Origin of the sequence: Fusibacter paucivorans (assembly GCF_018390735.1) — a bacterium.
GTDB classification, from domain to species: domain Bacteria; phylum Bacillota; class Clostridia; order Peptostreptococcales; family Acidaminobacteraceae; genus Fusibacter; species Fusibacter paucivorans.
Genome location: NZ_JAHBCL010000024.1, coordinates 33,213 through 45,900, shown reverse-complemented (window position 1 = coordinate 45,900; position 12,688 = coordinate 33,213). Strand labels below are relative to the sequence as shown.

Sequence of the window (12,688 nt, the reverse complement as noted above, 5' to 3'; positions counted from 1 at the left end):
TCTTTTTTTGCATCGCTTTTTAATATCTAATTTTTATTATAACAGAAACACCCGGTATTGAAAATCACTTTTATTGGACGGTCAAATAGACTAATTGCTATAAGTCCGTCGGCGTCTCGCCGTAGTACTTCTCAAAAAAAGATGCTCTAAAATCTAATAGACGGTCTTCTGTAATCGCTTTCCGCACCTGCTTCATCAAATTGATTAAAAAGTGAAGATTATGGTATGACATCAGTCGCGACGACAAAATTTCGTTTGCTTTATACAAATGTCTCAAATAGGCTTTTGTATAATTTCTGCAAGTATAGCAGTCACATTCCGGGTCTAACGGCGAGAAATCTTCTGTATATTTCGCGTGTTTGATAACGACTTTTCCCTTTGATGTCATCGCCGTACCATTTCTCGCTGTTCGCGTCGGCAAAACACAGTCAAACATATCAATACCGCGAAGTGCACCTTCAATCAAAGCATCCGGACTGCCAACACCCATTAAATATCTCGGTTTGTCTGCTGGTAAAAGCGGTACAGTATAATCGAGGACTTCATACATCATCGGCTTTGGTTCGCCGACACTTAAACCGCCAATGGCGTACCCCGGGAAATCAAGTGCAACGAGTTCAGCTGCGCTCTGACGTCTCAAATCTTCATACATGCCACCTTGGACAATGCCGAATAAGGCTTGTTTTTCAGTATTCTGATGTGCGTTCTTGCATCGCTCTGCCCAGCGCGTCGTCCGCTCCAGTGAGCGTTTTACATAATCATGCTCTGACGGGTAAGGCGCACACTCATCAAATGCCATAATGATATCTGCACCAAGCGCGTTCTCTATTGCCATTACGCGTTCAGGACTTAAAAAGTGACGGCTGCCATCGAGATGTGACTGAAAAGTAACGCCTTCTTCTGTAATTTTACGAAGATCGCCAAGGCTAAAAACTTGAAATCCCCCGCTATCCGTCAAAATCGGACGGTCCCAATTCATAAAACTGTGCAAACCACCTGCTTTTTGAACCAGTTCATGCCCCGGACGCAAATAGAGGTGATACGTATTGGACAAGATGATTTGCGCTTCCATTTCCTTGAGTTCTTCCGGTGTCATTGCTTTTACTGTCGCCTGCGTGCCAACCGGCATAAAAATCGGCGTCTCAATAATGCCGTGAGGCGTGTGCAGTCTACCGAGTCTGGCACCGGACTGCTTGCAGGTTTTTATCAGTTCATACTTAATTGCCATAGAAACTCCCTTCATTATATAATCAGCATGGCATCGCCAAAACTAAAGAAACGGTATGCTTCTTGAACAGCTTCTTCATAGGCTTTTAATATCAATTCTTTTGAAGACAATGCACTGACGAGCATGATCAGCGTCGATTCCGGCAGATGAAAATTGGTGACGAGGCCATCGACGATTTTAAACTGATATCCGGGATAAATAAATATATCCGTCCATCCGCTTTGTGCCGAGACGGAACCGTCCTCTCCCGCAATGGTTTCCAGCGTTCGCGTTGAGGTTGTCCCCACTGTGATGATCCGGCCGCCCTTTGCACGTGCAGTATTGATGATTGTGGCATTTTCAGCACTTAATTCATAGTATTCAGAATGCATTTTATGATCATTCACATCATCGACTTTAACCGGCCGAAAGGTTCCAAGACCAACATGAAGCGTCAAGTAGGCAATCTGAACACCTTTTTCCCTCAACACTGTCAGCAGCTCTTTTGTAAAATGGAGACCCGCTGTCGGCGCCGCTGCTGAGCCATCATATTTAGCATAAACAGTATTATAACGGGTTTTATCTTCAAGCTTTTCGTGAATATACGGCGGCAGCGGCATTGTGCCCAGCTTATCCAGCACTGCTTCGAAGACACCTTCATAGTCAAACTTTACAATTCTGGCACCACCTTCGCCAATTGCCGTTACTTCACATCTCATTTCACCTTCGCCAAATGTGAAAACCGAACCGACCTTCGCCTTTTTACCTGGTTTCACCAGTGTTTCCCATGTGTGATCATCCAGTCTCTTTAAGAGGAGGAACTCCACGACCGCACCTGTTTCCTTTTGACCAAAAATCCGCGCGGGAATGACTTTTGTATTGTTCAGCACTAAACAGTCACCTGCACGGAGATATGACACGACATCCTTAAATGTCTTATGTGAAAAATTGCCCTCTGTGCGATTCACAACCATGAGCCTTGAATTGCTTCGATCCTCGAGCGGTGTCTGTGCAATCAGTGCCTCCGGTAAATTAAATTTAAAATCACTTGTTTTCATTTTTATATCCTGCCACTTCTATTTCAATATTATGAACATTTTATCCATCGTGTTTTCACGATCATTGCACAATATAAACGACTCGTTCCAGTATCGTTATTCTAACATATTCTGCTATTATGATCGTTTCGCTTTCTTTCATCATAATGATTTTTCACGGTACTTTACCAATTGACGACTCTATTGATTTTATAGAACTCTTTGTACTTTTGCAATAGAAAAAGTGCACAAAATCATGTGCACTTCAAAGTCAAGTACGGTCCCTAATCGATTTGATCCAGTATCGTCCCCGTGTAGTAAAAGGTCAATATCTTATCAAATGTCATACCGGACTCCGCCATCACCTTAGCACCCCATTGGCTCATACCAAGTCCATGGCCGTAACCCTTGCCATAGAGCGTCAATCCGTCTGTGTTGCGCTGTGAAGTCTTTTGTGCCGAAGCAATCGTCGAAATACCGCTGCTTTGCTGTGCATAAGCACTGTCATCAACTTTTGAGAGGCCGGCCGAGGTCATTGCATAGAAGCTGTCCTCTGAAATATTCTCAATGCGGGATGACGTTTTCATGGCAATCCCCACAGCTGTCTCCTCAAGCGAAAAATACATGCTCTTTACCGTTGTATAACCAAAAATTTTACGCATATTTTCTTTTAGCAGAACCGCGTTGTCTTTTGAACCCATAAAGGTTATTTTAAGCACTCTGCCGTGATCTGAAACTTCTTCAACACGAACGCCTTGATAGGTCCCAATATTGTATCCAGCTGATTTGAGCCCGCTTTCAATCGTATCGGCATCAAGTGTCACCGTCCAAGTCGCATTAGGCTGTCCTAAAGAGTACGGATCTTTTTTCCCTTTAATGTAAGGCAAATCACCAGACCATATATTGCTAATGTCTTCCGTTTCACCACCACTGTTGGCATGATAATAACAGGAGGCTATCTCCTCTTGATATTTGAGCACAATATTTGACGTTGCATCAACAGCCTTAGTCGCCTCTTCATTCTCCGCAAAATAGCCGCCGTAAACCTGACAGTCCGTTGTTGTACAAACATCAAACCCATCAGCCATATGCGACCCCATATTGATCAGCGTAAAATTTCTTGCGGCAACTGCTTGGGCTTTTAGCGCTTCCAGCGGCCAGCCCTCAGACATTTCTTTTGGCACAACACCATATAGATAATCATCTAACGGTAAGTGGTTGATAACCGCATAATCACTGGTTTTAGTCCGTTTTGCCATGATCGCATGACGATAGACAATATCATCATATTCAATGAGTGGTGCGGCAAAGACAAAATCCTGAAGTGATGTGTTAAAACTCACAAGCGGCATATTGTCCCCACAAACCACCATTTGATAACGGCTTTGTTTCATGACACTCAGCATGTCATTTGGATAATCATCAGTCAATTTATTTAAAGCGGTAATCGCCGCATTCTCATTGACATAACACCCATATGCAATATACCACTGACCGTCATAAACCATCATGATCTCCGGCGCTGATGCCTTCTTTGCTAAAAAGTCATCAAATACAGCGCTCAAATTTGACTCGCTTTGACCGATTCGGACAGTATAAGCACCTTTTACGTTGCCGCCTGCATAATAAGTGGCATTGGTGGTTACCAGCTTTTCATTTTCATAATAGCCGGCCTTATACACTTTTAAGCTTTTATAATTGCTGAGATCGACTAGGGTTGTAATACGATCGCCCTCAGCACTGCCAAAAACAAAGCCTGTATCACTGCTGATCCCAAAAGGATATTGACTGTTGACACCATAAAAGAGACCGACATCAATCATGGTTTCATCTGCATACGCCACATTGCTTGCCGCTGTCATCAAGCACACAAGTATAAGCAATCGCTTTAAAAATCGAAACATGAAACCTCCTATAAATCTTCTATGGAAAGACTTAACTGCTCACTTTCTAAAATGAGCTGATAGCCTAAATGCTGTCTTGCTCGATTGGTAACAACCCTGCCCCTTGGCGTTCGATTGATAAAGCCAATCTGCATCAGGTAGGGTTCATAAACATCTTCGATGGTTGTTGCCTCTTCACCGGTTGCAGCAGCTAACGTCTCAAGTCCGACAGGGCCGCCGTCAAAGTTCGTAATCATATGATCAATAATACGCCTGTCAACAGCATCTAAACCCAATGCATCAACTTCAAGAAGATCCAGCGCCGACTTGGCAATCGCCAGTGTAATAACCCCTTCTCCACGCACTTGTGCATAATCGCGTACTCGTTTCAGTAATCGATTGACAATCCTCGGCGTCCCTCTGCTTCGCATTGCCATTTCAACTGCGGCAGCATCATCAATTTCTATCGCCAAAACAGACGCCGATCGCTTAATAATTTCAGCTAAATCCTCAGAATCGTATAATTCCAGTTTGCAGATAACGCCAAACCGATCTCGTAACGGTGACGTCAGCTGTCCGGCACGTGTCGTTGCTCCAATCAGCGTAAACTTCGGAAGATCCAGTCGAACCGACCGCGCACCCGGCCCCTTGCCAATGACAATATCAATGGCAAAATCCTCCATCGCTGGGTATAAAACTTCTTCAACATGTCGACTCAATCGATGGATTTCATCAATAAAAAGTACGTCGTTCGGTTTCATACTGGTAAGGATCGCCGCCAGATCACCAGGGCGTTCAATCGCCGGACCGGACGTTACTTTAATATCCACGTTCATCTCGTTGGCAATAATACATGAAAGTGTTGTCTTTCCCAATCCAGGCGGCCCGTACAGCAAAACGTGATCAAGCGATTCAGCACGCAATTTTGCTGCTTCCATAAAGATTGTAAGCTTTTCTTTTGTTTTGGCTTGGCCAATATAATCAGCCATTCGACTTGGTCGAATGGACATTTCCTGACGGTCTTCCTCCATTAAGTTCGGCGTAATAAATCGATCCATTTCTGCTCCTTTTTCTGCTGCCTTACCCCTTTACAGGAATCGTTACATCCCCATCATTTTCTTTAGCGCCTCTTTGATCACGCCTTCTGCCGTCATCGATGTCATATCGATTCCCCGAAGCATGTGTTCCGCATCATGCTTCGCATAGCCTAGAGAAATAAGTGCTTCAAGTGCATCGGTATAAACATTTGATATTGCAGGGTCTGTCACATCGGCATCCATCTCCGTCACCGTTTCGCTGCCAAAATGACCGACTTTATCTTTCAGTTCCAAGATAAGGCGTTCTGCTGTTTTTTTGCCGACACCCGGGGCTGCTGTAATGCCTTTGACATCACCTTTCATAATCATAAGCGCCAGCTGACGGTAATCCTGATGCGACAGCATGCCGATGGCAACTTTGGTGCCAATGCCGCTGACTGACGTCAGCTTCTGAAACATTGCTCGTTCATCTTTTGAAGCAAAACCAACAAGCAGCATGGCATCTTCCCGTACAATCAACTGCGTATAACAAATGATCTCCCCATCCATCATCATCAGTTCATTTTGAGACTGCTTTGATGTTAATATTTGATAGCCGACACCACGGTTATCCACAACGATGTGATCGATATCAACGTGAACAAGTTCTCCTTTAATATAATCTATCATTAAAGCTCCTTATACTGTTTCTGTAAACTTGATTTTCCAGTGTGTTACTTGAGGAAGTTGAATCATGATCACCAATCCCAAGATGATTACACCACTGTAATTTTATGAAATCCCAGTTTTTCCGCATAGGCTTTCAAGTCTTGCATTTCATTATCTGTTGGCGGCACAAGTGCTTTTGCCCGATCGGTCACACCATGTGCACGGTATTTAATCAGTTTAAGGGGAATATGCAATAAGTGCTGATCTGCCAGCCACGCAATTGATTCGCGGGTATCGGCAAAACCTGGGACGACGACCATTCGTACCTCATAAAGTTTTCCGCACTGTGCTAAGGCCAATATATTGGCGAGTACACGCGCATTGCCGGCATCTGTCAGTACCTTGTGCAAATGACCCGAAAAGGATTTGAGATCAATCATAAAGCCGTCTGCATAGGCAGCCAGTGATGTGAGTACATCTTCAGATGCCGAGCCATTGCTGTCAATGAGAATGTGAACGCCTCTCTCTTTGAGTGCGCGACAGCAAGCTAGTAAAAATGCTGACTGAAGCGTACATTCACCGCCTGAAAACGTAACACCTGAAAGATAATCAATATAGCGTTCAACCGTATTGACCACAGCCGAAACATCCATTTCAAAAGCACTGTTTTCCCAATCGCGCGGTATCGTTTCCGGATTATGACAATAACGGCAATTAAAATTGCATCCCTGCAAAAAAATGACGAGCCGATTGCCGGGGCCATCTACCGCAGAGTGTGTAATAATATTTCTGACATAACCAATCATAGCGTCTCCTGCAAACATTCGTTCTGCTATTCATTATAGCATAAATTCGCTTATGTAACGTTAATTTCATATAATTGTCACCTTTATCAAATTGCATGGATCAGATGACTTTGATATACTTTATCTGTTGAATCTCGCGTAGATCATTCGATGCAGATTCCAGTCAATGAAAAACAGCAGCCTCAATTTATTACAGCGAAAGTAGAGTCCTATTATGATGTCTAAAAATGCAAGCTATCTTTTAACACTTTTTCTCGCAATGATCCTACTCTGGTTTGGCAATCAGTACGCAACAAAAAACCTCACTGCTTTTGAAGGGCAAAATGACACAGAAGTTGAGCAGGCTCGCGTCACTGAAATACTGGATCATCAGACAGAAACCGTTGCCATCAGCGAAACAGAGAACTATACGAATGAAACCATCATTTTCAAAGCAGAAATCCTGCGCGGCGACAATAAGGGAACCGTTGTCACCGGTTATCAGAATTTAAACACCTTTATTCTGATGCAATTAAGACCGGTAGACACTGGCGACAAGGTTATTCTATACCATTATCCCGATGAAACTGTAGGTGCTGAATGGTCGTTGGGAGAATATCAGCGAACCGATGCCCTCATCTATATTGCTTTCGTTTTTGCGGCCTTGTTGATTCTCTTTGGCCGACGTCAGGGTATCAATACTCTCGTTTCACTTTCTTTAACCGTCTTGGCGATCTTCTTTGTCTTTATTCCCGCCATACTATCCGGATTCAATATATATTTTTGGACCATTGTCATCTGTATTTTTGTAACGCTGACGACACTGCTTATCATCAATGGCTATCACTCGAAGAGTTACTGCGCGATCATCGGCTGCTTTAGCGGCGTTCTCGTTTCAGCCGGATTGACACTTTTTTTGAACAGCACTTTAAAACTAACCGGTTTTATTGACGAAGATTCCGCATACCTCATGTTTGTCAATCCAGACAATCCAATTGATCTAAAGGGAATCATCTATGCTGCAATTCTCATTGGTGCTCTAGGTGCCATTATGGATGTCGCCATGTCGATTGCGTCATCACTGTATGAGCTCAAACAATCTTCACCGAACTTATCCAGAAGCGCTTTATTTCGCTCAGGACTCAATATTGGTAAGGACATTATGGGAACGATGTCAAACACACTGATTTTGGCTTATATTGGCAGTTCACTTTCCTTCGTTTTATTAATGGTTTCCTATAATCCCTCTGTCATTGACGTCTTAAATCGCGAAGTCATCGTCACAGAAATCTTACAAGCACTAATCGGAAGTCTCGGCATTCTATTCACCATGCCATTAACGGCTTTTATCGCCGCGCTGCTTTATTCGAAAAACAACGAAGCTTAAAAGACAAAATGGCAATCGGCACACTAGCCTTTGACGCTCTTACAGTATTCAACTATAAACCCCCGTTATGACCGTATCAGTATTATTGCAACTGTCATGACGGGGGTTCGCTATGCACTCAAGTCTTCTTTTATAAACCTGTTACTTTTCGCTCTAAAACACGTCCATTGTCAACAGCGCCTTTTCCCAATACAACTGTATCGCGAAGTACTTGCTCACCTTTCGACAATTTTTCTATTTCTGATTTTTTCACAAGATATCCCGTAATGCGAATCACATCTGCATCCTCGCCATAGAATGACACATAGCGCATGCCGCGTTTGAAAGCGCCTTTAATAATGTCGAGTACATATTGCGGATTGCGTTCAACTGTTTCATCAAATGCAAAAATATCACCGACACCTGATGGAAAATACTTGTGGAATTGCTCAATTTGCGCCAAGTGGCTGTAAATATCCGGTTCTTCACCAATCGGAATACGAACACCGGGCGAAATCCCCAAATCAGTGTCAATCCCCACTTGCGCGTGCAGCATGCAGTGACCATCCGGCCACAGGCGCTCATGCGTATAAGACTTAACCAATGTCTCTAACTGATCCATGATCTCAACGCCCATTTGATTTGCCATTGCGTCATGACCATAACGGCATCCTGAAGGCTGAAAATGATTGACTGTTTCCGCTAAACCGACAAGACCAAACATCGCCGCAAAACGATTGCGGTCTAAAAGTCCCTCTTCGACTAAAAAGCTGTGGTCAAAAAAAGCTACTTCTCGGTCGATAAAATCGACGCGTGCATGAATGTAGCCGATCATCTCTTTGACGACATCCGGCAGCATCACCTTCAAAAAGTGCTGATAATCATCTGTTTTCTCTGCGAGCCTAGACAAGACGAGGCGTGTCAGTGTAAAAGCACCGCCGCCTTTTGAAAGGCCGTTATAACAGCTGGCAATGCCGTAGCGATCGCCCAATTCTTCTGTAAACATCATATGATTGGCAAAGCTCGGCTTCGCCGTTATAAAGCTTGTCTCAATGGCATCAATCGCAAATTCATCCGGCGTTTCTGCGCTATATTTGAGGGTAATATTCGGGATTGAATCTTGCAGTTCTCTTTCTGCTTTTAAAATCAAGCGTCCTGCTACTGTTGCTTCCGGCCCTATATTCGCATGACAAAAGGAATCTGTAATGGTGCGATCAATATATTTTAAAAAGCGCTTAATAGCGCGGTAAGCGACTGCTTCATCTTCAATATACGGTTCCAAAAGTTTATCCAGTTCACCGATAAAGACGGGAAATGTCGTAATGGAAGGTACATGCCGATATAAGATGATCAAGTTATTGAGAGCATCTTCAAGATCTTCGGCAGGTTTTAAATTTAAAAAGGCACTGCCCTCAGCCATAAAACGCTCATAATCCGGCAGTATATAACGCGGTCTGTAAGGCGCGTTGCCTTCAAACAAATCGCAAATGACGCCCGCTTCTCGATATGCTTTCAGTGCATCTGTCTGCGGTAAAACATCTAAACAGTTTTCTGCATGTTTTGCCAAGGTGTTAACTTTCATTTCATAAGTGAGCACCGGGTCAACAATGGTTTCAAGTATTTCTTTTTTCATGTTATCGCATCCTATCTATTGTTCTATATCCGAATGATTTTCATTTCCTCTACCCTTATTATAACGCCAATTAGTAAGAATAACCATTCTAATAAGATAACATATTCGTAAAAAACGCAGTCATACCATCCATTGGACAGAATCCTGCGTTTTAATAAAAACCATATTGTCATTGTCGCGTTTTATCAGATTAGTAACGCTCATCATCATCGTCATCGTACACTTCTTCGAAATCAACAGAATCGGGGTCGTATTCCGGCAGGACGATGGCCAGAACGATGTAAATCACAATTGGCGATCCAACACCAAAGAAGGCTGTTAACACAAAGATAAGCCGTATGATGGTGACATCAATATTAAAATAATCTGCTAATCCGGCGCAAACACCAGAAACTCTACCTTCCGATCTAATTTTACAAAGTTTATTCTTCGCCATGTTTACCTCCAAGTAACTGAGCGAATTGCATCATTCAAATTTTTATTCGTTCACGACAACCGTTACGGTATTCATTATACGAAAATACAGCATTTTGTCGTGAAAGACTAACGAATGGTAATGATACAATTTCCTGAACTGTTCTCTATAGTGTAAGTTTATAGCATCAATAAGCGGAATTCAAGGTTTCTAGTGTATTCTAATGGCTTTCTAACGTAATACTAATCTATTGGTTTTAGCGAAATAACTGCTGCACAATCTGTGCCGTTTCCCGAGCATCTTTTGCATAATGATCTGCGCGAATCATTTGAGCATATTCCGGATTGAGCACGGCGCCGCCAACGATGAAGATCGTTTCCGGCCGTTCCTTTTTGATTAATGCAATGGTCTTCTCCATTGAAGTCACCGTTGAGGTCATCAAGGCACTCAGTCCAACGACCTGAATATCGTACTGCACGCATGCTTCGAGAATAGTCTCCGGCGGCACATCCTTGCCCAAATCAACAACTTCAAAACCATAATTCTGAAGGATGACTTTCACAATGTTTTTGCCAATATCGTGAACATCGTGATGAACCGTTGCCAAAACGAGTTTGCCTTTCGAGATAGAAGCACCTTCAACGGCACTGAGCGCCGCTTTAAGCCTTTCAAAAGCCTGTTGAACCGTTTCGGCTGACTGAATGAGCTGCGGCAAAAAGATCGTTCCATTTTCAAATCGGCTGCCAACATCATTCAGCGCCGGAATAATAATTTCATCGACAATTGCCATTGGCGGCATTGTTTTAAGCAGGCCTTCAACCGTCTCACTCGCCTGCCCTTTGAGCCCTTTCAGGATGATATCATACAGTCCGCCAGTTGATCCATCGCCAGCATCAGCTCCTGACACCGCTTCCTTGCGGATCGTTTCAACACGCTTTGTAATATGACCGTATGTTTGAATATAATCTTTCGACTGTTCATCCCATCCATTTAAAACGTTAAAGGCATCGCGTGCTGACATCATTTCCTGATGGCCGGGGTTGATAATGGCAGCATCCAAGCCCGCTGTCATCGCCATAATATAGAAGGTTTGATTCAATAACTGTCGATATGGCAATCCAAACGATACGTTGCTGACTCCCAGTACCGTCGGCACCCCTAAACGCGACTTAACAAGTTGAATGGCTTTGATGGTTTCGATAACATCCGACTGCTGTGCAGATGCCGTCAACGCCAGACAGTCAATGATAATATTGCGTTTGGGAATCCCTAAAGCAACCGCTTCTCGAACAATTTTTTCAGCAATGGCAAAACGCGCCTCCGCAGCAGATGGGATTCCATTATCATCAAGTGTCAGACCCAAAACACATGCACCATAGCGCTTGACAATCGGCAATATCGTATCAAGCGATTCACGCTTGCCGCTGACAGAATTGATCATCGGTTTACCGTTATAGTACTTGGCAGCTGCCTCTAAACAGTTGAGATCGGATGAATCAATTTGAATTGGGATATCGGCGATCCCTTGAATTTCACGAATGAGCACGGGCATCAGTGCGGCTTCATCAATTTCCGGCAAACCGATATTGAGGTCCAGCACCGCTGCGCCCTGTTCGATCTGTGAAATGGCTTCCTTTAATATATAATCTTTATCCAGCTGCCGCAACGCTTCCTTTAGCCGTTTTTTTCCCGTCGGATTGAGGCGCTCACCAATGACGACAGGTGCACAGCCACCAATGGTAACCGTCTTGGCATAAGATGCAATTCTAAAGCGCTCAGGCGCCGGTTTTCGATCTGGCGACGGCATTAATATCACAATTTCTTTTAATGCTGCTATATACTGCTCATCGGTTCCGCAGCAACCGCCGATATGCGTGACGCCAAGTGCCCTAATTTTCGTCATAATTTCTTTAAACGCCAATGGCTTTGTATCGTAAACGGTGATGTTGTCAATCGTCTTCGGCAAACCGGCATTCGGCTGAATGAGAATCGGACACGATGTTTCACCAATGAGCTTCTCAACGAGCGGCAGCATTTCCTTCGGTCCGAAGGAACAGTTTAATCCAAGTGCATCAACCCCTAAATCTTCGAGGATCGTCGCCATACTTTCAATATCTGTTCCCATAAACGTTCGACCACCCGTTTCAAAAGACATGGTACAAATAACGGGAATATCACCACTGGCCTTTGATGCCAAAACAGCTGCCTTGGCTTCATAAATATCGGTTTGCGTTTCAATTAATATCAAATCGCAGCCTGCTCTAATGCCTATTTCAGCTTGTCTGCGATAGCTCTCATAAGCATCGTCAAACGATAAGGTTCCCATTGGTGCCAACAACTGCCCAATCGGACCTAGATCCAATGCGATATATTTTGGTGAGGCATCACCTGTTTCCCTTTGATATGCATCAATTGCCGCCTTGGCATTTGCAACTGCCGCTTCAATGGCAGGTGCAATATCGCCGGGGTATTTAAGCGGACTTGCGCCGAATGTATTGGTGGTAAGCACATCACAACCCGCTTTTAAATATTTAAGGTGTATGGACTGTATTAACGCCGGCTGTGAAATATTCAATGTCTCTGGATGTTCACCAGCAGCCATACCGCTTTTCTGAAGATAAGTCCCCATAGCACCATCAAAGATCAGCGTGCCATTTTTAATCCGTTGTTTTAACAC

At 43.7% G+C, this 12,688-nt stretch carries 10 protein-coding genes; 1 reads left to right on the top strand and 9 read right to left on the bottom strand.

Going from position 1 to position 12,688, the window contains the following annotated elements; all coding sequences use genetic code 11:
• Positions 1–97: 97 nt before the first annotated feature.
• From tgt to KHM83_RS13635, 6 genes are all read right to left on the bottom strand, one after another.
• Positions 98–1,228, bottom strand: coding sequence for a tRNA guanosine(34) transglycosylase Tgt (gene tgt / locus KHM83_RS13660; protein ID WP_213237585.1), 1,131 nt, complete (start codon positions 1,226–1,228; stop codon positions 98–100).
• Positions 1,229–1,242: 14 nt separating this feature from the next.
• Positions 1,243–2,265: a tRNA preQ1(34) S-adenosylmethionine ribosyltransferase-isomerase QueA gene (gene queA / locus KHM83_RS13655; protein ID WP_213237584.1), complete on the bottom strand. Its 1,023-nt coding sequence runs from the start codon at positions 2,263–2,265 to the stop codon at positions 1,243–1,245.
• Positions 2,266–2,528: 263 nt separating this feature from the next.
• The gene (locus tag KHM83_RS13650) at positions 2,529–4,148 is read right to left on the bottom strand and encodes a SpoIID/LytB domain-containing protein (protein WP_246543105.1); all 1,620 of its coding nucleotides are present in this window, start codon (positions 4,146–4,148) and stop codon (positions 2,529–2,531) included.
• An 8-nt stretch (positions 4,149–4,156) separates the two neighbouring features.
• Positions 4,157–5,185 carry a Holliday junction branch migration DNA helicase RuvB gene (gene ruvB / locus KHM83_RS13645; RefSeq protein ID WP_213237583.1) on the bottom strand — a complete coding sequence of 343 codons (1,029 nt, stop codon included), beginning with the start codon at positions 5,183–5,185 and terminating at the stop codon, positions 4,157–4,159.
• 42 nt (positions 5,186–5,227) lie between these two features.
• On the bottom strand, positions 5,228–5,833 hold the full coding sequence (gene ruvA / locus KHM83_RS13640; RefSeq protein WP_213237582.1) for a Holliday junction branch migration protein RuvA: 606 nt from the start codon (positions 5,831–5,833) through the stop codon (positions 5,228–5,230).
• Positions 5,834–5,919: 86 nt separating this feature from the next.
• The gene (locus KHM83_RS13635) at positions 5,920–6,618 is read right to left on the bottom strand and encodes a radical SAM protein (protein WP_213237581.1); all 699 of its coding nucleotides are present in this window, start codon (positions 6,616–6,618) and stop codon (positions 5,920–5,922) included.
• A 214-nt stretch (positions 6,619–6,832) separates the two neighbouring features.
• Here KHM83_RS13635 and KHM83_RS13630 point away from each other — a divergent pair, with 214 nt between their 5' ends.
• Positions 6,833–7,984, top strand: a complete 1,152-nt coding sequence (locus tag KHM83_RS13630; protein ID WP_246543104.1) for a YibE/F family protein — start codon at positions 6,833–6,835, stop codon at positions 7,982–7,984.
• A 130-nt stretch (positions 7,985–8,114) separates the two neighbouring features.
• Here the strand turns inward: KHM83_RS13630 and KHM83_RS13625 are convergent, their stop codons facing one another.
• The 3 genes from KHM83_RS13625 to KHM83_RS13615 form a co-directional block, all read right to left on the bottom strand.
• A complete protein-coding gene (locus tag KHM83_RS13625) occupies positions 8,115–9,596 on the bottom strand; it encodes a YjjI family glycine radical enzyme (protein ID WP_213237580.1) in 1,482 nt (493 codons plus the stop codon).
• A 190-nt stretch (positions 9,597–9,786) separates the two neighbouring features.
• Entirely contained in the window at positions 9,787–10,032 is a 246-nt protein-coding gene (locus KHM83_RS13620) for a PspC domain-containing protein (RefSeq protein ID WP_213237579.1), read from the bottom strand.
• A 235-nt stretch (positions 10,033–10,267) separates the two neighbouring features.
• Complete coding sequence (locus KHM83_RS13615; RefSeq protein WP_343213157.1) at positions 10,268–12,688, bottom strand: homocysteine S-methyltransferase family protein; 2,421 nt, start codon at positions 12,686–12,688, stop codon at positions 10,268–10,270.

Excerpts from the sequence above, each read along its gene's own strand:
- tgt (WP_213237585.1), bottom strand. The coding sequence starts at position 1,228 with ATGGCAATTAAGTATGAACTGATAAAAACCTGCAAGCAGTCCGGTGCC.
- queA (WP_213237584.1), bottom strand. The coding sequence starts at position 2,265 with ATGAAAACAAGTGATTTTAAATTTAATTTACCGGAGGCACTGATTGCA.
- KHM83_RS13650 (WP_246543105.1), bottom strand. The coding sequence starts at position 4,148 with ATGTTTCGATTTTTAAAGCGATTGCTTATACTTGTGTGCTTGATGACA.
- ruvB (WP_213237583.1), bottom strand. The coding sequence starts at position 5,185 with ATGGATCGATTTATTACGCCGAACTTAATGGAGGAAGACCGTCAGGAA.
- ruvA (WP_213237582.1), bottom strand. The coding sequence starts at position 5,833 with ATGATAGATTATATTAAAGGAGAACTTGTTCACGTTGATATCGATCAC.
- KHM83_RS13635 (WP_213237581.1), bottom strand. The coding sequence starts at position 6,618 with ATGATTGGTTATGTCAGAAATATTATTACACACTCTGCGGTAGATGGC.
- KHM83_RS13630 (WP_246543104.1), top strand. The coding sequence starts at position 6,833 with ATGATGTCTAAAAATGCAAGCTATCTTTTAACACTTTTTCTCGCAATG.
- KHM83_RS13625 (WP_213237580.1), bottom strand. The coding sequence starts at position 9,596 with ATGAAAAAAGAAATACTTGAAACCATTGTTGACCCGGTGCTCACTTAT.
- KHM83_RS13620 (WP_213237579.1), bottom strand. The coding sequence starts at position 10,032 with ATGGCGAAGAATAAACTTTGTAAAATTAGATCGGAAGGTAGAGTTTCT.